Source organism: Streptomyces sp. JLBJ103, from assembly GCF_058215575.1.
In genome coordinates this window covers 1694217-1717471 of sequence record NZ_CM177089.1, presented here as the reverse complement: position 1 = coordinate 1717471, position 23255 = coordinate 1694217, and the positions used below count along the sequence as shown (strand labels likewise).

Below are 23255 nucleotides of genomic sequence, written 5' to 3'. Positions count from 1 at the left end.
TCACTCCTGACAGTTCCCTCGGTGTGTGGGCGGCAACACGCGGGCATGCATCCCGTGACCGTGTTCGACGGCATTCAACGCTGGACGCCCGTCAGGGCGGCCGGGGCGGGGGAGGATGAAGCGTCAGTGTGTACGGCCGGGCAGGCTGCCGGTCGGCCGGCCGGAGCCGGGGACGAAGGCTGTGGAGGCTGTCCAGGGGGAGCGTCGTGGCCCGGTCCTCGAGCGAAGATTGGCGCGGGACGAGCTGGCCGCGGTGGCGGAGGTCCGGGCGGAGCTGCGGCAGTTGCTGCGGCAGTGGGGCGGACCGGGCCGGGCGGATCTCGCCGAGCTGCTCATCAGCGAGCTGGTGACCAACGCGCTGGTGCACACCGGCCGCGGGGCCCAGGTCACGGCGGCCCTGGGGGACGGGGCCGCCGCGCCGGTCGCGGGCCGATTACGGGTGGAGGTCCGGGACTTCGACTCCCGCCATCCGAGGCTGCGGGCCCGCCCGCCGGAGGACGCCACCTCCGGGCGCGGGCTGCTGCTGGTGCACTCGCTCGCGGACGCCTGGGGCGTACGGACCCACGGGGTGGGCAAGGCCCTGTGGTTCGAGCTGGAGGCCGACGGCATCGTGGAGTGACGCACGGCGGCGGGCGGACGACGGCGGAGAAGTGCCCCGCCGACGCCGTCGCCCGCCCGCTTTGCCGCTCAGTGCTCAGTGATCAGCGCTCGCCGCTCGGCGCTCGGTGCTCGGCGCTCAGCCGAAGGCGCGCTCGATCTGCGCCAGCTTCTCCTCCAGGGAGTCCAGCCGGGGAATGGTGAGGGTGTCGTCCTCGGCGGTGAGGTCGATGGTGCGGGGACGGTCGGCTTCGGCGTCCTTGTCCTTCTCCTTGTCCAAGGCCCCGTCCTGGTCACCGAAGCCGAAGCTGAAATCCCGGTCGCGGTTCCAGTCCCCGCTGTCGGTGTCAGCGGCGGTCGCGGTCGCCGTCGCGGTCGTGGACTGGAGGGCGGGACGGGTGGAGGACGAGGACAGCCGCGTCTGCTCGGCGGTTCCCGCCGGCTCTAGGACCTTCTCCCCTATGGCAGGCTCCGAACTCAGGCTCGCGGGCCGGTCGGTGGCGATGGAGACGTCCACCTGACGGCCGCCGCGGCGCCCCCACGCCCGGTGCTGCCGGTTGATCGCGCGGATCCGGGCCCGGTCCAGCTTCTCCTGCTCGCGCTGGCGCTTGCGGTTGTTCTCCTTCTCGCGGCGGTCCTCACGGACCTCCTCGACCGCCTCGTCCAGCGTGCGCACACCCTCCAGCAGCATCAGCGACCAGGCGGCGAAGGTCTCACGGGGGGCGCGCAGCCAGCGGACGATACGGATCTGCGGCAACGGCCGTGGCACCAGGCCCTGTTCACGCAGTGCCGAGCGGCGGGTCTGCTTGAGCGCGCGGTCGAAGAGGACCGCGGCCGACAGCGACATGCCCGCGAAGAACTGCGGGGCGCCCGCGTGGCCCATCCCGCGCGGCGCGTGCACCCAGTTGAACCAGGCCGCGGCGCCCGCGAACATCCACACCAGCAGACGGGAACCCAGCGCCGCGTCACCGTGGCTGGCCTCGCGCACCGCGAGCACCGAGCAGAACATGGCGGCGCCGTCGAGACCGAACGGGACCAGGTACTCCCAGCCGTTCGTGAGCGCCAGGTTCTCCCGGCCGAAGCCGACAAGTCCCTGGAACGAGAGCGCGGCGGCCACCCCGGCGCAGCAGAACAGCAGCACATACGAGGCCATCCCGTAGATGGCCTCCTTGCGCCGACGGCGCTCCTCGCTGCGCTCCCAGGAATCCGTGGGGGCGGCGTCCGCCTTCTTCTCGTTACGGCCGCGGGCGAGGATCACCACGGCCCCCACGACACCGAGCAGTGCCACGAGGACGGGCAGGGCCCAGCCCAGCGATATGTCGGTCAGTCTCATCCGGTGCCCCTTGCCTCGCTTCCGTGAAGTTCTGGCCGCAGTGCGGCCTACACGCGCGACATCCTGGCGGAATCCGGCCCGGCCTCGAGCGGTTTCCGGACAAGAGGCCACCAAGTGGGGCGGGGGGCACGCGGATAGGTGCGTTACGGTTCGAACGCTCGCTCTGTGCAAGCGGCTTGATTCTATTCACGGAAGCCGATCACGGGTAATCCGTACCTCAGTTCGTGCCGTGACCGGTGGTACGACACCTGGTGGACCGTCAGCCGCGGTACGCGGCGGTGCAGAAACCACGGCACGGTGAACAGCAGACAGATGTGCCAGGCGTAGCGGTGCAGCCCGAACCCGGCGATCACATCGGGCCGGGCCCGCTGTCCGTAGTCGCGCTCCACCTGGGCCTCGTCCCAGGCGAGTGGCGTCGAGCGCGGGTCCGCCCGCGGCGAGGTCCGCCGCGTGCACCCAGCCGCCGCCGGTGGGCGGCACCGCGCGGGTGCTCACCGTGACCGTGCAGGAGGGCAGCACCTCCGCCAGCCGCTCGTACGCGCGGAGCAGAGCGTGGGTGCCGAGGGGTTCGGTGCCGACGCCGGTGCCGACGGGCTCGGTGCTGACGGGCTCGGTATGGAACGGTCGGAGGGCGGGCACGGACATGCGGGACCACCGATTCGCGGACGCGGGGCGAGGTTAGCCTAACCTCACTTGGTGTGATTCGGGCTTTGACCTCACGCGGCAGCCGCATATCGTTTCGATGGCATGTCAGGAGGGCCCGAGTGGAGCAGGACAAAGCGGAGGCGGCAAGGGAGCCGCAGCCCCCGTCCGGTGTGCCCGCGGCACGCCGGTCCCTCCGGCGTCACTCCGTCCGCGGGCAGATCCTGGATGCCCTGCGGGACGCGCTGGTCGGCGGTGAGCTGACCCCGGGCGAGGTCTACTCCGCCCCGGCCCTCGCCGAGCGCTTCGGCGTCTCGCCCACCCCGGTGCGGGAGGCCATGCAGCAGCTCGCGGGCGAGGGCGCTGTCGAGGTGGTGCCCAACCGCGGCTTCCGGGTCGCCCGGCGCAGCGCGCGCGAGCTGGCCGAGCTGGCCGAGGTCCGCGCCCTGCTGGAGGTCCCCGTGATGCTCGGCCTGGCCCAGGCCGTCGCACCCGAGCGCTGGGCCCTGCTGCGGCCCTTCGCCGAGGCGACGGCGGCTGCCGCCGCCAAGGGCGACCGGGCCGCCTATCTGGAGTCGGACCGCACCTTCCACCAGAGCGTGCTGAGCCTGTCCGGAAACGAGCAGCTGGTGATCGTCGCCGACGAACTCCACCGCCGCACCCAGTGGCCCTTGGCCTGCGGCCGCCCGGTCCGCACCGCCGACCTGGTGGCGGACGCCGCCGAACACATGGCTCTCCTGGACGCCCTCGTCGCCCGCGACCTGGACGTCGTCGAATCCCTGGTCCGCGAACACTTCACCACCGGCGCGTAACCGGCCTGCGGCCGGGGTGTTACGTGGGGGTGCCGGGCGGCCCCCCACGGATCGCCCGGCACCCGGGCCGCCGACCCCGTGGTGTCAGGGTTGGTGGCCGTCGAGGGGTGGTTCGGTGTGGCCTAACTGCTCGGCCAGCCACACCGGGACACCGCCGAGCAGTCGCACCAGGCGGCCCGCCTCCGTGCGCATCCGTTCGGCCTCCTCCGGGTCCGGCTCCACGTCGGCCAGGGCCGCCAGGGCCGGGGCGATGCCGACCAGGTAGCCCAGCTCCTCGCGGATGCGGAGCGATTCGGCGAAGCCGCGCCGGGCCTCGGGGAGATTGCCCTCCTCCTCCGCCATGGCGGCCAGGTGGCGCCAGGTGGACGAGGTCAGCAGGTCGTCACCGTGGGCGGTCGCGCCCGCGTGGGCGCGCTGGAAGGCTGCTTGGGCGCCGGTCGGGTTGTGGGCGAGGTGCTGGGAGATCAGCCCGCGGCGGAGGTCCAGCAGCGGGCGGGTCGGGGAGCCGGGGGCCAGCAGCGCCGCCGCGCGGCCGAGCGCGGTGCGCGCCTCGTCGGCCCGGTCGCGGACGCTCAGCAGGGTGGAGGCGTACGCGAGATAGCCACGCTCGCACGCCGTGGCGCCCCGCTCGGCGTCGGTGTGGGCCAGGGCCTCCGCGGAGCGCAGCGCGTCCTCGGCCGCGTCCCACCCCGCGGAGGTGTACATGCACCGTTCGGTCAGGATGGCGCTGCGCTTGAGCGCGGCCGAGGCGTCGTCCTCGGCGTAGGGCGTGAGCAGTTCGGCGGCGTCCTTCCAAAGGCCGCGCGAACGCAGCCGCCAGACCGCCGTGTCGAGTGGGGCGTCGCCCCGCCCCGCCGGAGCACCCGCCGGAGCGTGGGAACGTGCCTCGGAATCGGAATTTGACGATCCAGGTGGTGACATGGCGGTGTCCGCCACATTGCCCTCCCCAAGCGCGCCATCGAGCCGGAAGCCGTGATGCGAATCTCAGCATGAATGCGCTGGCGCGGCCAAGGGGTTGGTGTGAACGAATTCACAAACCCCTGACCAGGGCGGTGGCTCCTAGGCGCATCGGTGGGGCGCGGGGGTGCGCATGGGGCTTGTGGGAGCTCGTCGGCTCACTCCGGAACCCAGGCTTCAGCTCATGCGCAGCGCGAGGAAGAAGTCCAGTTTGTCCTCGAGCCGGGACAGTTCGCGCCCGGTCAGCTGCTCTATCCGACCGACCCGGTAGCGCAGGGTGTTGACATGGAGGTGCAGCCGTGCCGCACACCGCGTCCACGACCCGTCGCATTCGAGGAACGCCTCGAGGGTGGGGATCAGTTCGGCGCGATGACGGCGGTCGTACTCGCGCAGCGGATCGAGCAGCCGCGCGGTGAACGCGCGGCGGACGTCGTCCGGGACGAAGGGGAGCAGCAGGACGTGCGAGGCCAGCTCCTGGTGACCGGCGGCGCAGACCCGGCCGGAGCGGGCGGCCGCGACGCGGCGGGCGTGCCGGGCCTCCTCCAGGGCGCCGCGCAGCCCGTCGGCGGAGGGAACGGCGGCGCTCACCCCGAGGGTCAGCCGGCCGTCGTCGTCCAGACCGCGCGAGAGCGGCCCGCGGACGGCGGCGAGCAGTGTGTCCGCGTGCAGCCCGGCGTCCAGGGCGGGGCCGGACGGGGAGGCACCGGAGGGGGAGGTGCCGGACGCGGACGTACCGTCGACGTCCGCCGTCTCCGACGCCTCCGGAGGTGACACGTCCGGATGCGCCGGAAGCGGTACGAGCGCTACCGCCTCCCCACCGGTGTGCGCCACCGCGATCCGGTCCGAGGGCTCCGGCCCGGTCGCCCCCGGATCGACCAGGATCTCCTCCAGCAGCGCCTGGGCGACCGGCCCGCCGGGGACACCGCCGTCCGCGGCGCCGCCAGCGGCGGCCTCCTGCCCGTGCTGGCCGTTCTCCCCGTTCGGCCCGGTGAACCCCCACTCCACCCGGGCCACCACCACCTGCCAGTGCGGCGCCGAGCCGAGTCCGGGGAGCAGAACGGGGGCGGCCACTCGCAGCCGGGCCGCGATCTCGGCGGGCGGGGCGCCCGTCTGGACCAGCTCCAGCACCTCCTGGGCCAGCCGCCGCCGCACCGTACGGGCCGCGTCGCGCCGGTCGCGTTCGACCGCGATCAGCTGGGTGACCCCGTGCAGCAGATCGAGCCGCTCGTCCGGCCAGTCGCCCGCGTCCGCGGCGACCGCCAGCAGCCAGTCGGACAGCACGGTGTCGCGTATGTCCGCGGACTCACCGCTGCGGATGGGGAAGAGGGAGTACAGGGCGCCGTTCGCGGCGGTGACCCGGTGCGGGCCGCGCCGCCCGGCGCGCCGTGCCGCGAGGAGTTCGCCCGCCAGCTCGGACCGGATCTCCGGCGGCAGCTCGGGGGAGGGGCCGGGGGCGCTCGGACCGGCGATCCGGCGGCCGGTGGAGGACAGCACCCAGGCGGGCAGATCGAGATCGGAGCCCAGCAGATCCAGGACCACTTCGGGGCCGCCGCCCGCGGGCCCGGACGTCATCAGCCGCCGGTGCCGCTCCACCACCGCCGCGAGGTCCCCGGCCCGCTCACCGGAGACCTGGCGCACCACATGCTCGGTGATCGACGCGAACGAGACGTCCTCGACCACCGAGAACAGCGGCAACCGGTGCTGTGCGCAGGCGATCACCAGATCCTCGGGCACCGCGCCGAGCTCCGCCTCGCCTGCCGCGAGACCGGCCACCCCGGCGGCGGTCAGGATCCGTACGAACCGGTCGGAGTCGCCCGGCGCACGCCGCCAGGCCAGACCGGTGAGCACCAGTTCGCCGCCGGACAGATAGCGGCTGGGGTCCCGCAGATCGGTGGTCATCACGCCGCGGACGGTGCGGTCCAGCTCGTCCTCACCGCCGAGCAGGCGCAGGCCCAGCGCGTCGATCTCCAGCAGTGCGCGCAGCCGCATGGTGGTGCCAGCCGATCTTGTTGTTGTCACCGGTCGAATACCGCGAGGATTCCGCTCCCCGCTCTTCGTTCGAATCTACAAGACCAGCCCGCTGGCCAGCCAACTGCTTCATGCCTTCGGTGACTGCACCATGTGGCCCACAGCTCGGTCTACTGGCGGTACGCCGCGTGCAGAGTTCTTGGGGGAAGCCGGGTCGCCGTCCTCCCGCCCCCGCCCGCCGAACCGAGAAGAGTGACCGATGGACTTTCTGCGTCCCGCCGGCTGGCGGGAGGCGCTCGCCGCGAAGGCGGAGCACCCCACGGCCGTGCCCATCGCGGGCGGCACCGATGTGATGGTCGAGATCAACTTCGACCACCGCCGTCCCGACGTCCTGCTGGATCTGAACCGTATCGGCGAGCTGGCCGAGTGGGAGGTCGGCGAGCGTACGGTCCGGCTGGGCGCCGGGGTCCCCTACACCCGGATCATCGAGGAGCTGCGGACCGAGCTGCCCGCTCTCGCGCTCGCCTCGCACACCGTCGGCTCCCCGCAGATCCGCAACCGCGGCACGGTCGGCGGCAACCTCGGGGCCGCCTCGCCCGCCGGGGACGCCCACCCGGCGCTGCTGGCGGCCGGTGCCGAGGTCGAGGTGGAGTCGGTGCGCGGCACCCGGATGATCCCGGTCGAGGAGTTCTACACCGGGGTCAAGCGCAACGCCCTGGAGCCCGATGAGCTGATCCGGGCGGTGCATATCGAGAAGGCCGACGGACCGCAGCAGTTCTCCAAGGTCGGTACGCGCAACGCCATGGTCATCGCGGTGTGCGCGTTCTCCGTGGCGCTGCATCCGGGCACCCGCACCGTCCGTACCGGTATCGGCTCGGCCGCGCCCACGCCGATCAGGGCGCGGGAGGCGGAGGAGTTCCTGAACGCCGCGCTGGCCGACGGCGGGTTCTGGGACAGCGGCGCCGTCATCACCCCGTCGATCGCCCGGCAGTTCGCCGAGCTGTGCTCCGGTGCCTGCAATCCGATCGACGATGTCCGCGGCAGCGCGGCCTACCGCCGCCACGCGGTGTCGGTGATGGCCCGCCGCACGCTGGGCTGGACCTGGCAGGCGTACCGCGAGGGGAACGGGAGGACCGTACAGTGCGCGTGAATTTCACGGTCAACGGGCGGCAGCAGCAGGCCGACGACGTCTGGGAGGGCGAGTCCCTGCTGTACGTGCTGCGTGAGCGGATGGGGCTCCCGGGCTCCAAGAACGCCTGTGAGCAGGGCGAATGCGGCTCCTGCACGGTCCGTCTGGACGGTGTCCCGGTCTGTGCGTGCCTGGTCGCGGCCGGTCAGGCCGAGGGGCGCGAGGTGGTCACCGTCGAGGGCCTGGCGGAGTTCGCCGAGCGGCGCGACGCCACCGCCTCCGGCGCTGCCGAGCGGAGCACCGGCACCGGTCTCGACGAGGCCCGGCGCTGGCAGCCCGGCCCCGGTGGCGCCACCCCGCTGGCACCCGTACAGCAGGCGTTCATCGACGCCGGGGCTGTCCAGTGCGGCTTCTGCACCCCCGGACTCCTCGTCGCCGCCGACGAGTTGCTGGAGCGCAACCCCGACCCGTCCGACGCCGATATCCGCGAGGCCCTGTCCGGCAATCTGTGCCGGTGCACCGGCTACGAGAAGATCCTCGACGCGGTCCGCCTGGCGGCCGCCCGCACCGGGGAGGAGGGCTGACCATGGGAGCCGGTCCCACCCCCGGAAGGATCACCCAGACCAGCAGCGCGACCAGGGGCGCCATCGGTGAGTCCACCCTGCGCCCCGACGGCACCCTGAAGGTCACCGGGGAGTTCGCGTACTCCTCGGACCTGTGGCACGAGGACATGCTGTGGGGCTTCACCCTGCGCAGTCCGTACGCCCACGCCGAGATCCGCTCCATCGACACCGCCGAGGCGCTGGCCGTGCCCGGGGTCCATGCCGTGATGACGCATGACGACCTCCCGGCCGCCACCCACTACGGGCTGGAGATCCGCGATCAGCCCGTGCTCGCCAAGGACCGCGTCCGTTACCACGGCGAGGCCGTGGCCATCGTGGCCGCCGACCACCCCGAGACCGCCCGCCGCGCCGCCGCCAAGATCAAGGTGGGGTACGCGGAGCTGCCGCCGGTCGTGGACGAGGCCACCGCCATCGCCCCCGACGCCCCGGTGCTCCACCCGGACCGTGATGACCGCTCCGATCACTATGCCGCCCACGTACCGCACCCCAACATCGTGCACCGGCAGCCCGTCCGGCGCGGCGATGTCGGCGCCGCCCGCGCCCGTGCCGATGTGGTGGTGCGCCGCGACTACGAGGTCGGGATGCAGGACCAGGCGTTCCTGGGGCCGGAGTCGGGGCTCGCGGTACCGGCCGAGGACGGCGGGGTCGACCTGTACATCGCCACCCAGTGGCTGCATGTCGACCGCGACCAGCTGGCGCCGGTCCTGGGGCTGCCCGCCGACAAGGTGCGGCTGACGCTGTCCGGCGTGGGCGGGGCGTTCGGCGCGCGTGAGGACCTGTCCATGCAGGCGCACGCCTGTCTGCTGGCGCTGCGCACCGGCCGCCCGGTGAAGATCGTCTACAACCGCTACGAGTCGTTCTTCGGCCATGTCCACCGGCACCCCGCAAAACTCACCTATGAGCACGGTGCCACCCACGACGGACAGTTGCTCTACGTGCAGTGCCGCATCGTCCTGGACGGCGGGGCGTACGCCTCCTCCTCCCCGGCGGTGGTCGGCAATGCCGCCTCCCTGGCGATCGGCCCCTACGTCGTCCCCAACGTCGACGTCGAGGCCCTCGCCCTCTACAGCAACAACCCGCCCTGCGGTGCCATGCGCGGCTTCGGTGCCGTCCAGGCGTGCTTCGCCTACGAGGCGCAGATGGACGCCGTGGCGGCGGAACTCGGCCTGGACCCGGTGGAGTTCCGGCAGCGCAACGCCATGTCCCAGGGCGCGGAGATGCCCACCGGACAGATCGTGGACTCCCCGGCGCCGGTGGCCGAACTGCTGCGCCGCGTCAAGGCGATGCCGATGCCGCCCGAGCGCCAGTGGCTGGCCGCCGACGCGTCCACCGATGTCCGGGAGCTGCCCGGCGGGCTGTCCAACACCACCCACGGCGAAGGGGTGGTGCGCGGGGTCGGCTATGCGGTCGGCATCAAGAACGTCGGCTTCTCCGAGGGGTTCGACGACTACTCCACCGCCCGGATCCGGCTTGAGGTGATCAACGGCGAACCGGTGGCCCTGGTGCACACCGCGATGGCCGAGGTCGGCCAGGGCGGTGTCACCGTGCACGCCCAGATCGCCCGTACCGAACTGGGCGTCAGCCAGGTCACCATCCACCCCGCCGACACCCGGGTGGGCTCGGCCGGTTCCACCTCCGCCTCCCGCCAGACGTATATGACCGGCGGTGCCATCAAGCACACCTGCGAGGCGGTGCGGGAGGAGGTGCTGCGGCGCGGTCGGGAGCGGCTCGGCTCCTATCACCCCGCGTGGGCCACCGCCGAACTGCTGCTGGAGGGCGGCAAGGTGGTCACCGACGGCGGTGAGGTGATCGGCGATCTCGCCGAGATCGTCGGCGATGAACCGATCGACCTGGAGCTGGAGTTCCGGCACCGCCCCACCGAGCCGTTCGACCTGGAGACCGGCCAGGGCTTCGGCCATGTCCAGTACTCCTTCTGTGCCCATCGCGCGGTGGTCGAGGTCGACACCGAACTGGGCCTGGTCAAGGTGATCGAGCTGGCCGCCGCCCAGGACGTCGGCAAGGCGCTCAATCCGCTCTCCGTCGTGGGCCAGATCCAGGGCGGCTCCACCCAGGGCCTCGGCCTCGCCGTCATGGAGGAGATCGTGGTCTCCGACGGCGCCCGGGTCCGCAACCCCTCCTTCACCGACTATCTGATCCCCACCATCCTCGACACCCCGACCATCCCCGTGGATGTCCTCGAACTGGCCGACGACAACGCCCCGTACGGGCTGCGCGGGGTAGGCGAGGCACCCACTCTCTCCTCCACCCCGGCCGTCGTGGCCGCCGTCCGCGCGGCGACCGGCCTCCCCCTGAAGCGGGTACCGGTCCGGCCGGAGCATCTGACCGGTACCTGACCCCCTCATCACCACCGACCGGGCCGTCCCCCGGGTCGTGGATGCCGACGCACCATCCCAACCCCCTATGACACTTGGGAGTGGCACCGCATGACCCAGCACGCCATCAAGCCACCGACCACCCCGGAGGGAACGGCCCGCCGGTCCGGTCTCGACCGGTACTTCCACATATCCGACCGCGGATCCACTCTCGCCAGGGAGATCCGCGGCGGCGTCACCACCTTCATGGCGATGGCGTACATCCTGCTGCTCAATCCGCTGCTGCTGTCCGGTGAGGACGTCCAGCACCACCACCTCGCCCAGAGCGCGCTGATCACCGCCACCGCGTTCGCCGCCGCCGTCTCCACCCTCCTCATGGGCTTCATCGGCAAGGTGCCGCTCGCGCTCGCCGCCGGGCTCAGCGTCTCCGCCGTCCTCACCGGCCAGGTCGTGCCCCATATGAGCTGGCCGCAGGCGATGGGGATGTGTGTGCTGTACGGGACGGTGATCGTGCTACTGGTGGTCACCGGACTCCGCGAAGTGATCATGAACGCGATCCCGCTCGCCCTCAAACACGGGATCACCATCGGCATCGGCATGTTCATCGCCCTGATCGGACTGGTCAACGCCGGGTTCGTGGGCAAGGGCGCGCCACTGACGCTCGGCGTGGAGGGAAAGCTCGCGGGCTGGCCCGTACTGATCTTCTGCGTCACCCTGCTGCTGATCTTCATGCTCCAGGCCCGTGAGGTGCCGGGCGCGATCCTCATCGGCATCGTGGCCGGCACCGTTCTCGCCGTTGTCGTCAACGCGGTGGCCGGGCTCAGCCCCAAGGCGTGGGGCGGGCGCGCCCCCGAACTGCCCGCCCACGCGGTCTCCACCCCGGACTTCAGTCTCTTCGGACAGGTCGAGTTCGGCGGCTGGGACAAGATCGGCGGAATGACGGTCGGCATGATCGTCTTCACCCTGGTGCTGGCCGGGTTCTTCGACGCCATGGCGACGATCATCGGCGTCGGCACCGAAGCGAAGCTGGCCGACGAACGGGGCCGGATGCCGGGGCTGAGCAGGGCGCTGTTCGTGGACGGCGCGGGCGGCGCCATCGGCGGGGTGGCCGGGGCCAGCGGCCAGACCGTGTTCATCGAGTCCGCCACGGGCGTCGGCGAAGGGGCCAGAACCGGGCTGTCCAGCGTGGTCACCGGGCTGCTCTTCGCCTGCGGGCTGTTCTTCACCCCGCTCGCCCAGATCGTGCCCGGCCAGGTCGCGGCCGCCGCCCTGGTGGTCATCGGCGCGATGATGATGCAGAACGCCCGCCATGTGGACTGGGCCGACCGCTCGGTGGCCGTCCCGGTCTTCCTGACCGTCGCCCTGATGCCCTTCACGTACTCCATCACCGCCGGGGTCGGCGCGGGCGTGATCGCCTACACCGCGATCAAGGCCGCGCAGGGCAGATTTCGGGAGCCCGGGTTGTTCATGTGGATATTGACGGCCGTGTTTGTCATCTACTTCGCTCTGAACCCGATCGAGACCTGGCTCGGGGTCCGATAGCGGCCGTACAAGGAGCTGATCACCATGCTGGACATCGCTGCCGAACTGCATCGCTGGTGCGAGGACGGACGGGACTTCGCCGTCGCCACCGTGGTGGCCGTCAGCGGCAGCGCACCCCGGCAGCCGGGCGCGGCTCTCGCCGTCGACGCCGACGGCACGGCCATCGGCAGCGTGTCCGGCGGCTGTGTGGAGGGCGCGGTCTACGAGCTGTGCCAGGAGGCGCTGAGCACCGGCGAACCGGTCCGGACCCGCTTCGGCTACTCCGACGAGGACGCCTTCGCGGTGGGTCTGACCTGCGGTGGGGTCATCGACGTCCTGGTCACACCGGTCCCGGCGGCGGACACCGTGCTGCGCCCCGTCCTCGCCGCCGCGGTCCGCTCGGCCGCGGCGGGAGGCGAGGCCGCGGCCGGCGGCGAGGCGGTGGCGCTCGCGCGGATCGTGGACGGCCCGGACGGACTGCTGGGCCGCGCCCTGCTGGTCCGCCCGGACGGGACGTACGAGGGCACCCTCGGCGGACCCGAGGGCGCCTCCGCGGCCGACCGGGCGGCGCTGGACCGCACCGCGGCGGGGGAGGCGCGCGCCCTGCTGGACGCCGGGCGGACCGCGAGCGTGGTCATCGGTGCCGAGGGCAGCCGCTGCGGCAGCCCGGTCACCCTGCTCGTCGAGTCCAGCGTGGCCCCGCCCCGCATGATCGTCTTCGGGGCGATCGACTTCGCGAGTGCCCTGGTGCGGATCGGGAAGTTCCTCGGCTACCACGTGACGGTCTGCGACGCCCGTCCGGTCTTCGCGGCGGCCCACCGCTTCCCGGAGGCCGACGAGGTGGTCGTCGACTGGCCGCACCGCTATCTCGAGACGGCCGAGGTGGACGCCCGGACCGTGCTCTGCGTCCTCACCCACGACGCGAAGTTCGACGTCCCGCTGCTGGAGCGGGCGCTGCGGATGCCCGTCGGCTACGTCGGGGCGATGGGCTCCCGTCGCACCCACCTCGACCGGCTGCGACGGCTGCGCGAGGTGGGCCTGGGCGATGGGGAGCTGGCCCGGCTGCGCTCCCCGATCGGGCTCGACCTCGGCGCCCACACCCCCGAGGAGACGGCACTGTCCATCGCGGGCGAGATCGTCGCCGCCCGCCGGGGCGGCAGCGGAGTGCCGCTGACCGGGGCGCACACCCCCATCCACCACGACGCCGGACGGGCCCCCACGGACCGGATCGGGTCGGCCGTCTGACGTTCATCCGATCTAAGGCCACTCCTGGGCGGGAAAGCGGTGCCGCCACCTGGCGTACAGCCGCGTTGCCGGGTCCGATCTTCTGAGTGAGAGTCAGATCTGACCCGTCCGCAGCCCTCTGGAGTGCGCCCGTGCGTAGCAAGCGGAAAAACCTCGCCGCCCCGATGGCCGTTCTGGCCGCCACCGCCCTTCCCCTGATGACCAGTTCGACCGTGCACGCGGCCACGCCCCAGGGCGTCGGGGACGCCCTGCGCGGCAGCCGTTTCTACGCCCCGCCACCCGAACGGGACCCCTACAGCCAGGTGACCCGGCTCGCCTGGCGGGGCGAGAGCCGTGAGGCCAGGGGGCTCCTCTCCATGGTGCGCACTCCCCACGCCCTCTGGTACGGGGACGAGAGCCCCGAGGAGGTGGAGCGGATGGTCCGGACGACCACCCGCAGCGCCGAGGCGCACGGCACGGTGCCGGTCCTGACGCTGTACGACGTCCCGGGCCGGGACTGCGGCAGCTACTCGGCCGGTGGCGCGCGGAGCACCGCCGAGTACCAGGCGTGGATCGACGCCGTCGCCGAGGGCATCGGAGCGCGCAAGGCGCTGATTGTCCTGGAACCCGACTCCCTGGCGCTGCTGCCGTCCGACTGCGAGCAGAACGCGACCGGCGGAGACGGGGACAACGCGGCCGACGACGGGCCGGGGGAGGCGGAGGCGAGCACCCTGCCTGCCGAGGCCGATCCGGCCGCCCCCGTGGACGATCAGGCCGCGGGCGCGGGCGCCAGTGCGAGTGCCGGTACCGGGGGCACGGATACGGGCGAGGGCGAGCTGCCCCCGCTGCCCGACCCGGGTACGGGGTCCACCCCCGCCACGGGGGCCCAGCCCAGCACGTCACCCGCGGTGGAGAAGCCTGCTGCCGAGAAGCCCGCGGCGGAGAAGCCCGCCGCCGAGAAGCCCGCGGCCCAGACCCCGGCAGCCGAGAAGCCCGCCGCTCAGACGCCGTCGTCGCCGAAGCCCTCCGCGACCCAGTCCCCGGCGGCCCAGGCTCCCGCGGCCCAGACCCCGGCTCCCGAGCCCTCCGTCTCGAACGGGGCGTCCGCTTCGAACGGGGCCTCCGCCTCCAACCAACCCTCCGCTTCGGAGTCGCCCAGCGTCCTGCCCAGCCCCGAACCCTCCGCCTCCGGAACGGCCGCCGCCGATCCCGCCCTCCCCGACACCGGCAACCCGGAGGTCGTCGGCGATCTCGACGACCCGAACGACCCCGAGGGCCTCGACCAGCTCATCGACGAGGAGGACCCGCAGACCGCCGCCCGCTATTCCGAGATCAACTACGCGGTCGACGTCCTCACCGCACTCGGCGAGACCGCGGTCTATCTGGACGCGGGCCACGCCGGCTGGCATTCCGTCAGCAGCATCGTGCCCCGCCTCCTCAAGGCCGGGATCGACCGTGCCACCGGCTTCGCGCTCAATGTCTCGCACTACCAGACCGACGCGGCCAACACCTGGTACGGACGGCTGATCTCCTCCTGTCTGGCCTACGCCGACGAGGGCGGGGACCCCGCGGACTGCGCCGACCGCAACTGGTCCCACCGGCGTGCCCAGGCTTGGGTCCAGGAGCACGCCCCCGACGAGGCGCAGCTGAAGCACTTCGTCACCGACACCAGCCGCAACGGCCAGGGCCCGTGGACCCCGGAGGGCAGTGACCACAGCGATCCCCAGCCGTGGTGCAACCCGCCCGACCGGGGTCTGGGCGTGCGCCCGACCACCAACACCGGCGATCCGCTCCAGGACGCGGCGCTGTGGGTGAAGACGCCGGGTGAGTCCGACGGACGGTGTCTGCGCGGCACGAGCGGGCCCGAGGACCCGGAGCGCGGCACGGTCGACCCCGAGGCGGGGAAGTGGTTCCCCGACCAGGCCCTGGAGCTCGTACGGTTCGCCCGGCCGTCGCTCTGATCCGCCCCTATACGTCCCCCGGTACGTCCGTCAGACGGGGTTCTTCTTGATGAGGGCGTCGACCAGGCCGGAGGCGGTGTTCGGAAAGTCCATCGGGACAATGCCGAGCCCCGTCCAACCCTGGGTTCCGGCGCCCTCCAGGAAGCTCCTGACCTGGGGGTTGAGCCGGTCCGCATTGGAGCGGGGCGGCAGCAGCGCGGCGGTGCTGACGTAGTTCATGAACAGCTTGCCGGGCTGCTCGACCGCCTTGCGGAACTGCGCCTCGATCTTCGGGTACTTCCCGAACGGCTCGGCCATGTAGTCGTCCTGGATGTCGAAGAGCTGGGCGTCGCCGTACCGGATGCCCGGCATCGCGCCGGAGTCGCCGAGCAGCACCACCCTGCCCCGGGCCTCGCCCAGGGTGGGGAGGGTGCTGTCCAGGCGGAACAGCGAACGCCAGCCCTTGTCGAGGTAGCTGTCGAAGATCCGGCGGAACTCCTCGGCGCTCTCCTCCGAGTACTCCTGTTTGACCCGCATCAGCACGGTCTCCGTCGGATGGGCGGAGAGGAAGGAGCGGCAGGCGCCCAGCACATCGTCGAAGTTGACGTGCTGGTAGAAGGGGCCGTGATGGATCGGGAAGGCGTTCTCGAAGGCCCGGCAGCGGATGTCCAGGAAGCGGATGCCGCTGGTGAGCTGGTCGCCGATGGCGGCGTTCTGGCACTCGGTCCACGGACCGCCGTGGCGGGAGCCGGAGTCATGGGTGCCGGGCAGGGTCAGCCGTTGGACGGGGGTGGCGTCGGCCACGGCGGAGAGCCAGTCCTGAGGGGCGAGCCGCCGGGGTGGCGCGGCGGTGGCCGTCGCCGTACCGCCCGCGGTGGATATCAGTCCCGCGGCGGAGATCGCGGCCGCGCCCTTGAGGAACCCTCGCCGGTCCATACGCACACTCCCGTCGTTTGTTACTCGCCCGTTCGTCCGGTGCCGCTGGGCATCGAAGCACAAGTCGCCCCGAAAAGCCGCACGTTGGGCCGGAGTGTCAGAAGTGGCGGGGGATGGAGGACAGCAACTGTCCGCAAGGGCCCGTACCGTCCGGGGTATGACACACCCCGTGCTCGGCCCCCGCGCGCTCAACCGGGCGCTGCTGGAGCGACAGCTGCTGCTGAACCCGTCGGCGTCCCTGACCGCCCTCGAGACGATCGAGTGGCTGGTCGGTATGCAGTCCCAGGCGCCGGGTGCGCCGTACCTCGGGCTGTGGACCCGGCTCGACGGCTTCGCCTTCACCGAGCTGGAAAAGCTGATGACGGAGCGGCAGGTGGTGCGGATGGTGCTGATGCGCGGCACCGTGCACCTGGTGAGCGCCGAGGACGCGCTGCGGCTGCGTCCGCTGGTGCAGCCGATGCTGGACCGGTCGTTCCGGCAGACGCCCTTCGCGCGCGGGGTGCGCGGTGTGGAGCAGGAGGAGCTGGTGGCGCTGGCGCGGGAACTGCTGGGTCCGGACGCGCTGGGTCCCGCGGAGCTGCGGCGGGAGCTGGGCGCGCGCTGGCCGGAGGCGGACCCGGGCGCGCTGGTGAACGCGCTGCGGCTGTGGGCGCCGCTGGTCCAGGTGCCGCCGCGCGGTCTGTGGAGCCGCGGCGGCGGGCCCCGCTACACCAGCGTGGAGGACTGGCTCGGCCGGCCGATGGAGACCGGCTCCCCGGCCGCCGCCCTGGAGGCGGTGGTGCTGCGCTATCTCGCCGCCTTCGGGCCCGCGACCGTCGCCGACGTCCAGAAGTGGTGCGGGCTGACCGGGCTGCGTGAGGTGCTGGACCGGCTGCGTCCGGGCCTGCGCACCTTCAGGGACGAGGGCGGGCGCGAGCTGTACGACATACCGGACGCGCCGCTTCCGGACCCGGGGACGCCGGTTGCGGCGCGGCTGGTGGCCGACTTCGACAATTTGCTGCTCTCGCACGCCGACCGCGCCCGGGTGATGGACGACGCCTACCGGACGCGGGTGATGGGCGTCAACGCCGTGGTGCGCGGCACGATCCTGGTGGACGGCTTCGTCGGCGGCATCTGGGGCATCGACCGCACCGGCAAGGGCGACAGCGCCACGGCGACGCTGACGGTCTCCCCGTTCGTCCCCCTGACCGCCGACGATCAGGAGGCCCTGGAGGGGCAGGCGGCACGGCTGCTCGACGCGACCGATCCCACGGCCGCCACCCACGCGGTGCGGATCGAGCGCCCGGCGCCCTGAAACCCCGCCGCCGTCGAACCCCCGCCGCCGTCACGCCCGCCGGGCCAGCTCCTCGACCCGGCCGTGCAGTTCGGTCACATAGTCCTCGGACTCCGGCTTCATCAGCACACTCCGCAGGATCCGCGCGCCCTCCGCGTCGGCGGTCAGCTTGGGGTGGCGGCCGGTGAACGCGCGGGCGTCGGCCCGGAGCGTGGAGAGGAAGACGGGGTGCTCGCCGGTCATGCCCTCCTGGAGGATCCGGGCCGAGGCACGGTCGATCGCGGAGAGCGCGGCCGGTTCGGTCACCGGGAAGTAGCTGACGATGTCCAGCTCCGGCGGCTGGTACAGATCGAGCAGCTCGGAGCCCTCGATCAGCTCCGACCAGGTGAGCGCGGCCCGGCGCCCGGCCGCGAGCACCTGGCCAAGACCCTCCGGGGTGGGCGGCAGCAGCTGGAAGGTGAGCCACAGCGCGGCCGCCGAGGCCCCGGCGCGTGAGCACTCCAGGCTGATCTCGCCGAGGTGCAGCTCCTCGGAGGTGAAGTAGGTGTAGGGGGAGTCATGGAGATAGAAGCGGCCGACCTCCGGATCCGCGAACAGCACCGCCCCGCAGCCGTAGGGCTGGAGCCCGTGCTTGTGCGGGTCGACGACGACCGAGTCGCACCGCGCGATGGCCCGCCAGGGCGCCTCGGCCAGCCCGGCCGGGCCCTCGGCTCCGGCCAGCAGGGTGAAGAAGCCCCCGTAGGCGGCGTCCACATGGATCCGTACGCCGTAGCGCTCGCGCAGCGCCAGGGCCCGGTCGATGGGGTCGATCGCGCCGAGGCCGGTGGTGCCCGCGGTGAGCACGACGGTGCCCACCCGGCCCGTGGCCAGCAGCTCCTCCAGCGCGTCGAGGTCGATCCGGCCCCGGCCGTCGGTGGGCACCGCATGCCCCTCGACGCCCAGCACACCGCACATCCGGCCGTGGGTGTAGTGCGCCTCGGCGCTGTAGGCGACGCCCCGGCCGGGGTGGAGTTCACGGGCGACGAAGAGCGCCTCGAGGTTGGCGACGGTGCCGCTGGTGGTGAGGTGGCCGAGATGGGTGTCGTAGCCGAACATCGTGGCCAGCTGCTCCACCACCTCCCGCTCCATCCGCGCGGTGGCCGGTCCGCCGTCCAGCGCGTGGTTGTTGGGGTTGATCTGCATGGCGGTGAGATAGCCGACCATGGCGGCGGGGTGCGGGGGCTTGAGCATCTGCCCGGCGTAGCGGGGGTGGAAGAACGGGTAGTTCTCCTTCAGCCGCTCGGTGAAGGTGCCGAACACCTCGGCGAACCGCTCATCGTCGATCTCCAGCGACGGATGGGAGCGGAAGGGGCCGTACACTTCCGCCCACGCGCGGTTCGCCTCCACGGCCCGGCCGAGCCAGTGTCCCAGGTCCATGCGGTGTCCGGCCTTCCCTCGCGCCCAATGGGATGTTTGGGGCCAAACGTATGTGCTGGCGAATCCCGTGGCAACCGTCCGATCGCCGGGGGCGATGAGCCGGACGGCTCAGAGCCAGCCCCGCCGCTTGAAGACGAGATACAGGCCGGTGCAGACGATGGCCATCAGGACGATCGCGAAGGGGTAACCGAACGCCCAGTGCAGCTCCGGCATGCTCTGGAAGTTCATGCCGTAGATCGTCCCGACCAGGGTCGGCGCGAAGAGGATGGCCGCCCACGCGGAGATCTTCTTGACCTCCTCGTTCTGCTCGAACCCGGCCTCCGCGAGCGCCCGCATCTCGGCGTTCTGCTGCTGGGTCACCAGCGTGGCGTTGACCGCCAGGATGTCGGTGAGCGCCGAGCGGAAGCCGTCCACCCGCTCGCTGGTGTGGGTGACGTGGTCGGCGACGTCCCGCAGATAGCGCTGGAGCTCCTCGTCGGTGCCGTACTTGTCGAACCCGGCCATCAGCCCCCGCAACATCCCCACCAGGGGGCGGGTCGCGCGCTGGAACTCGACCATCTCACGGGAGAGTTCGTAGATCCGGCGGGACGCATCCGGGTCGCCCCGGAACACCTCGGTCTCGATCTCGTCGATGTCGTTCTGCACCCCCGCGACGACCGGGGCGTAGCCGTCCACCACCGCGTCCAGGATCGCGTAGAGCACCGCCTCCGGGCCCAGCGCCAGCAGCTCGGGCGCCGATTCCATCCGGGTGCGCACCGCGGACAGATCGGGGGCGGCGCCGTGCCGGACGGTGATCACGAAGTCCGGGCCCACGAAGATGTGCAGCTCGCCGAAGTCGACCTCCTCCGGCGCGTCCAGATAGCGGGCGGCGCGCAGCACCACGAACAGCGTCTCGCCGTAGCGCTCCAGCTTGGGCCGCTGATGCGCCTCCATCGCGTCCTCGATGGACAGCTTGTGCAGATCGAACTCCTCGGCCAGCGACAGCAGCTCCTCCTCCGACGGCCGGTACAGCCCGATCCACGCCATCGCGCCCGGCTCCTCGCGCAGCCGGCGGTAGGTGGCGGCCAGGGTCCCGGGGGTGCCCACCCGGCGGCCCCCGCGGTAGACCGCGGCGTCCACCACGCTGCGGTCCTCGGCGGGCGCGCCGTCGGACGCCACCGGCAGGGGTTCACCGCGCGGCGGGCCCGGCCGCCCGGGGGAGGGCCGCGGAGCGGAGTTCGCCTCACGGGCGGCGGTGGGGCGCAGCCAGGGGTACCGCCTCGAGGACCGCGGGGTGCGGGAGGAGCGCTCGGACATGGCGGGTCCTTTACGGGTAGCGGGCGCGGAAGCGGAGTGTGGGGAACACCGCCGGGCACCGCCACCGGACCGGGCTGGGAATCGCGCTCGCCTGGCGCTCAGAACAGCCGGGCCGGGGTGGCGCCTCGCGGCGTACGACTGGGAGGTTCACCGTGCATCGCGGACCTCACCTCCTCGCCGTGGGCGCGCGGGCGCAGAGCACTGACCACGAGCAGGATATCCCTCCCCGCGCCCACCCGCGCGGTGCGGCCGCGCGACTCCGCGCGGCCGCACTACCTGGGACGCCCCTGAGCCCGGCCGCGTCCGCCTGCGCGGGCTCGGCCCCGCTGGGACCGTGGCGCCGCGGCCCGCGCTTGCGGGTGCGCTTCGGATGTGGCGCTGGGCCTTTGGCCGCGCGCGGCCCAGGGCGCCTCCTGGGCTCGGCCGCCATGCGGCCGCAGTCCGCCCCCGCCGACGTCGGCGGGGGCCAGGAGCCGCGCGGCGCGCACGGCATCCGCCAAGCGCCCCGCGGCGGAAGGCCGCCTCACACACCCCGCCGTCGGTCGGCGGCATGCACCGGGTTCGGTTACGGGAGGAGGCCCGCTCGGCGGGCCTCTACTACCGCGTGGAGGCGGGTGTGTGCCCCCAGCTTCCGCATGGACGAGCGCAGATAGCTCTTCACGGTCTCCGGGCGCAGCCCCAGCCGGTCCGCCGCGGAGGAGTTGGTGGCGCCGGAGGCCACGCACGCCAGTACGTCCACCTCGCGCGGCGACAGCTCCACCGGCTTGCGGCCGGGCGGCACCCGGGTGCCGCCAGAGGAGGCCCGCGCCAGCCGTCCGCATGCGCTGAGGAGTTCCCGCCGCAGCTGCGGATCGGCCACCCGGTGCGCCAGGGCCCGCAGATCGCCATGGGCTTCGCGCACCTCCTCCCACAGCGCCGGATCCGCCTCCGCGGCCGACGGCCGCTGCTGCGCCACGTCCATCAGCCGCTCCGCCTCGTCCCGCACCGCGAGCGACTGTTCCAGTTCGCGTGCCGCCTCCACCGCCGCGCTCAGCGCCCGGTCGCCGAGCACCAGCGGCTGGCGCAGCGCGCCGTAGAGCACCCCGCGCAACCGGCCGCGGACCACCACCGGAACCGCCAGCATCGAGCGCAGCCCCTCGGCGCCCACCGACGCGTCGTATTCGTGGCTGATCGCCCGCGAGGCGGGGTAGTCGGCCACGGAGAGCGGCCGGGACATGGTGAGCACCTTGCCGCCCAGGCCGTTCCCGGGAGCGATGGCAAGCCCGCGCAGGGAGTTGGTGGTGGTGCCGGTCAGTTCGGAGATGCGGAACTGCCGTAAGCCCGCGCACAGCCCGCCGAACGCCACGGGCAGTCCACCGCTCCGGCGCATCCGCAGCAGTGTCGTCCGTACGTCGACGGTCCGGTCCGAATCCGCCACGGCCACCTCCCCGAAATACCGCCACCCCCGTCCGGGGGTGGTGAGACTCAGATCACCCGTCGCACGATGCTAGCGAGCGGTACGGCAATCAGGAGGACATGTGGCAGCAAACAAGGCGTCTCACGACTTCCGCGTGGCACGGGACTTCCTGCTCGAGCACCGGGAGGACTACCCGGCGGCGTACGAGGGGTTCGGCTGGCCGCGCCCGGAACGCTTCAACTGGGCGCTGGACTGGTTCGACCGCATCGCCGAGGGCAATGACCGCACCGCTTTGCACATCGTCGAGGAAGACCGCACCGAGACCCGAGTGAGCTTCGAGGAGATGCGCCGGCGCTCGGACCGGGCGGCGGGCTGGCTGCGCGACCTCGGTGTCGAGGCGGGCGACCGCATCGTGGTGATGCTCGGCAATCAGCGCGAGCTGTGGGAGACCGCGCTCGCCGCGATGAAGCTGCGCGCCGTGGTCATCCCCGCCACCCCGCTGCTCGGCCCGGTCGACCTCGTCGACCGCGTCGAGCGCGGCCGGGCGAAGCACGTCATCGTCCGGGCCGAGGACACCGGCAAGTTCGACGGGGTGCCGGGCGACTACACCCGGATCTCGGTCGGTGGTCTGCGGGAAGGGTGGCTCGCCTACGAGGACGCGGGGACGGCCGGGCTCACGGCGGGGGACGCGCCGGACGAGCCGTTCGTGCCCGACGGACCGACCCTCGCCGACGACCCCCTGATGCTGTACTTCACCTCCGGGACCACCGCCCGCCCCAAACTCGTCCAGCACACCCATATCTCGTATCCCATCGGCCATCTGGCGACGATGTACTGGATCGGGCTGCGGCCGGGCGATGTCCACCTCAACATCTCCTCCCCGGGCTGGGCCAAGCACGCCTGGTCCAACCTCTTCGCGCCGTGGAACGCCGAGGCGACCGTCTTCGTCCACAACTACACCCGGTTCGACGCCGCCCGGCTGATGGCCGAGATGGACCGCTGCGCCGTCACCACCTTCTGCGCCCCGCCCACCGTCTGGCGAATGCTCATCCAGGCCGATCTGACCCAGCTGCGGCGCCCCCCGCGCGAGGCCGTGGCCGCGGGCGAACCGCTCAACCCCGAGGTCATCGAGCATGTCCGGGGCGCCTGGGGCGTCACCATCCGGGACGGCTTCGGCCAGACCGAGACCGCCGTCCAGGTGGCCAACACCCCCGGTCAGCCGCTGAAGACCGGTTCGATGGGACGGCCCACCCCCGGCTTCTCCGTCGTCCTGCTCGACCCGGTCACCGGGCAGCCCGCCGACGAGGGCGAGATCTGCCTGGACCTCACCGGACCCGGTGGCCGTCCGGTCGGCCTGATGGCGGGGTACGAGGGCGACGAGGAGCGCACCGCGGAGGCCACCGCGGACGGCTACTACCGCACCGGCGACATCGGTTCGCGCGACGCCGACGGCTACATCACCTACATCGGCCGCGCCGACGATGTGTTCAAGGCGTCCGACTACAAGATCTCGCCGTTCGAGCTGGAGAGCGCGCTGCTGGAGCACGAGGCGGTGGCCGAGGCCGCGGTGGTGCCCGCCCCCGATCCGGTGCGGCTGGCGGTGCCGAAGGCGTACATCGTGCTGGCCGACGGCTGGGAGCCCGGCCCCGACACCGCCAAGGCGCTGTTCGCCCACTCCCGGGCGGTGCTGGCCCCCTACAAGCGGGTCCGTCGCCTGGAGTTCGCCGAACTGCCCAAGACCGTCTCCGGAAAGATCCGCCGCATCGAACTGCGGGAAGCCACCGCGCGTGGCGACGGCATCGAATTCCATGAGGAGGCTTGAGCCCTCATGACCACCTCCCCCCCACGCATCCCCGTAC

The 23255-nt window shown here is 72.5% G+C and carries 17 protein-coding genes and 1 pseudogene; 10 read left to right on the top strand and 8 right to left on the bottom strand.

The genetic code is table 11. The features are described 5' to 3' along the window. Positions 1–181: 181 nt before the first annotated feature. Positions 182–619, top strand: coding sequence for an ATP-binding protein (locus AC4BEG_RS07385; RefSeq protein WP_490705102.1), 438 nt, complete (start codon positions 182–184; stop codon positions 617–619). A gap of 117 nt (positions 620–736) precedes the next feature. Here AC4BEG_RS07385 and AC4BEG_RS07380 read toward each other — a convergent pair whose 3' ends face one another. Both AC4BEG_RS07380 and AC4BEG_RS07375 read right to left on the bottom strand, forming a co-directional pair. After that, positions 737–1930, bottom strand: a complete 1194-nt coding sequence (locus AC4BEG_RS07380) for a DUF2637 domain-containing protein (protein ID WP_490705101.1) — start codon at positions 1928–1930, stop codon at positions 737–739. Between the two features lie 230 nt (positions 1931–2160). Further along, positions 2161–2575, bottom strand: a pseudogene (locus tag AC4BEG_RS07375) (hypothetical protein); the annotation flags it as partial. A 119-nt stretch (positions 2576–2694) separates the two neighbouring features. Between AC4BEG_RS07375 and AC4BEG_RS07370 the strand changes: the two are divergent. Next, positions 2695–3384 (top strand): GntR family transcriptional regulator, encoded by a 690-nt coding sequence (locus AC4BEG_RS07370; RefSeq protein WP_490705100.1) that lies wholly within the window; start codon positions 2695–2697, stop codon positions 3382–3384. 84 nt (positions 3385–3468) lie between these two features. Here the strand turns inward: AC4BEG_RS07370 and AC4BEG_RS07365 are convergent, their stop codons facing one another. Both AC4BEG_RS07365 and AC4BEG_RS07360 read right to left on the bottom strand, forming a co-directional pair. Further along, positions 3469–4320, bottom strand: a complete 852-nt coding sequence (locus AC4BEG_RS07365; RefSeq protein ID WP_490705099.1) for a hypothetical protein — start codon at positions 4318–4320, stop codon at positions 3469–3471. A 198-nt stretch (positions 4321–4518) separates the two neighbouring features. Continuing rightward, positions 4519–6330, bottom strand: a complete 1812-nt coding sequence (locus tag AC4BEG_RS07360; RefSeq protein WP_490707013.1) for a PucR family transcriptional regulator — start codon at positions 6328–6330, stop codon at positions 4519–4521. A 238-nt stretch (positions 6331–6568) separates the two neighbouring features. Here AC4BEG_RS07360 and AC4BEG_RS07355 point away from each other — a divergent pair, with 238 nt between their 5' ends. From AC4BEG_RS07355 to AC4BEG_RS07330, 6 genes are all read left to right on the top strand, one after another. After that, positions 6569–7459 (top strand): FAD binding domain-containing protein, encoded by an 891-nt coding sequence (locus tag AC4BEG_RS07355; RefSeq protein ID WP_490705098.1) that lies wholly within the window; start codon positions 6569–6571, stop codon positions 7457–7459. Next, positions 7450–8022: a (2Fe-2S)-binding protein gene (locus AC4BEG_RS07350; RefSeq protein WP_490705097.1), complete on the top strand. Its 573-nt coding sequence runs from the start codon at positions 7450–7452 to the stop codon at positions 8020–8022. The genes AC4BEG_RS07355 and AC4BEG_RS07350 overlap by 10 nt, the downstream gene beginning before the upstream one ends. A 2-nt stretch (positions 8023–8024) precedes the next feature. Beyond that, positions 8025–10415 carry a xanthine dehydrogenase subunit D gene (gene pucD, locus AC4BEG_RS07345; RefSeq protein WP_490705096.1) on the top strand — a complete coding sequence of 797 codons (2391 nt, stop codon included), beginning with the start codon at positions 8025–8027 and terminating at the stop codon, positions 10413–10415. Between the two features lie 90 nt (positions 10416–10505). Next, entirely contained in the window at positions 10506–11936 is a 1431-nt protein-coding gene (locus AC4BEG_RS07340) for an NCS2 family permease (protein ID WP_490705095.1), read from the top strand. Positions 11937–11960: 24 nt separating this feature from the next. After that, positions 11961–13160: an XdhC family protein gene (locus AC4BEG_RS07335; protein ID WP_490705094.1), complete on the top strand. Its 1200-nt coding sequence runs from the start codon at positions 11961–11963 to the stop codon at positions 13158–13160. Between the two features lie 131 nt (positions 13161–13291). After that, positions 13292–15100: a glycoside hydrolase family 6 protein gene (locus AC4BEG_RS07330; protein WP_490705093.1), complete on the top strand. Its 1809-nt coding sequence runs from the start codon at positions 13292–13294 to the stop codon at positions 15098–15100. A 30-nt stretch (positions 15101–15130) separates the two neighbouring features. On the opposite strand, the gene AC4BEG_RS07325 is transcribed toward AC4BEG_RS07330, so the two are convergent. Continuing rightward, positions 15131–16015: a phosphatidylinositol-specific phospholipase C gene (locus AC4BEG_RS07325; RefSeq protein WP_490705092.1), complete on the bottom strand. Its 885-nt coding sequence runs from the start codon at positions 16013–16015 to the stop codon at positions 15131–15133. Positions 16016–16172: 157 nt separating this feature from the next. Here AC4BEG_RS07325 and AC4BEG_RS07320 point away from each other — a divergent pair, with 157 nt between their 5' ends. Further along, entirely contained in the window at positions 16173–17309 is a 1137-nt protein-coding gene (locus AC4BEG_RS07320; RefSeq protein WP_490705091.1) for a winged helix DNA-binding domain-containing protein, read from the top strand. Positions 17310–17339: 30 nt separating this feature from the next. Here the strand turns inward: AC4BEG_RS07320 and AC4BEG_RS07315 are convergent, their stop codons facing one another. The 3 genes from AC4BEG_RS07315 to AC4BEG_RS07305 all read right to left on the bottom strand — a co-directional run bounded on the left by AC4BEG_RS07315 (position 17340) and on the right by AC4BEG_RS07305 (position 21369). Further along, a complete protein-coding gene (locus AC4BEG_RS07315) occupies positions 17340–18704 on the bottom strand; it encodes a pyridoxal phosphate-dependent decarboxylase family protein (RefSeq protein WP_490705090.1) in 1365 nt (454 codons plus the stop codon). A gap of 108 nt (positions 18705–18812) precedes the next feature. Beyond that, the gene (locus AC4BEG_RS07310; RefSeq protein ID WP_490705089.1) at positions 18813–20000 is read right to left on the bottom strand and encodes a magnesium and cobalt transport protein CorA; all 1188 of its coding nucleotides are present in this window, start codon (positions 19998–20000) and stop codon (positions 18813–18815) included. Between the two features lie 565 nt (positions 20001–20565). Further along, a complete protein-coding gene (locus tag AC4BEG_RS07305) occupies positions 20566–21369 on the bottom strand; it encodes a helix-turn-helix transcriptional regulator (RefSeq protein ID WP_490707012.1) in 804 nt (267 codons plus the stop codon). 148 nt (positions 21370–21517) lie between these two features. On the opposite strand from AC4BEG_RS07305, the gene AC4BEG_RS07300 reads away from it, so the two are divergent. After that, complete coding sequence (locus AC4BEG_RS07300) at positions 21518–23218, top strand: AMP-binding protein (RefSeq protein ID WP_490705088.1); 1701 nt, start codon at positions 21518–21520, stop codon at positions 23216–23218. The last annotated feature ends 37 nt before the right edge of the window (positions 23219–23255 follow it).

What these genes read in the sequence shown, in the direction of transcription:
- pucD (WP_490705096.1), top strand. Translation starts at nt 8,025, where the DNA reads ATGGGAGCCGGTCCCACCCCCGGAAGGATCACCCAGACCAGCAGCGCG.
- AC4BEG_RS07340 (WP_490705095.1), top strand. Translation starts at nt 10,506, where the DNA reads ATGACCCAGCACGCCATCAAGCCACCGACCACCCCGGAGGGAACGGCC.
- AC4BEG_RS07335 (WP_490705094.1), top strand. Translation starts at nt 11,961, where the DNA reads ATGCTGGACATCGCTGCCGAACTGCATCGCTGGTGCGAGGACGGACGG.
- AC4BEG_RS07320 (WP_490705091.1), top strand. Translation starts at nt 16,173, where the DNA reads ATGACACACCCCGTGCTCGGCCCCCGCGCGCTCAACCGGGCGCTGCTG.
- AC4BEG_RS07380 (WP_490705101.1), bottom strand. Translation starts at nt 1,930, where the DNA reads ATGAGACTGACCGACATATCGCTGGGCTGGGCCCTGCCCGTCCTCGTG.
- AC4BEG_RS07315 (WP_490705090.1), bottom strand. Translation starts at nt 18,704, where the DNA reads ATGGACCTGGGACACTGGCTCGGCCGGGCCGTGGAGGCGAACCGCGCG.
- AC4BEG_RS07355 (WP_490705098.1), top strand. Translation starts at nt 6,569, where the DNA reads ATGGACTTTCTGCGTCCCGCCGGCTGGCGGGAGGCGCTCGCCGCGAAG.
- AC4BEG_RS07310 (WP_490705089.1), bottom strand. Translation starts at nt 20,000, where the DNA reads ATGTCCGAGCGCTCCTCCCGCACCCCGCGGTCCTCGAGGCGGTACCCC.
- AC4BEG_RS07305 (WP_490707012.1), bottom strand. Translation starts at nt 21,369, where the DNA reads ATGCGCCGGAGCGGTGGACTGCCCGTGGCGTTCGGCGGGCTGTGCGCG.
- AC4BEG_RS07325 (WP_490705092.1), bottom strand. Translation starts at nt 16,015, where the DNA reads ATGGACCGGCGAGGGTTCCTCAAGGGCGCGGCCGCGATCTCCGCCGCG.
- AC4BEG_RS07360 (WP_490707013.1), bottom strand. Translation starts at nt 6,330, where the DNA reads ATGCGGCTGCGCGCACTGCTGGAGATCGACGCGCTGGGCCTGCGCCTG.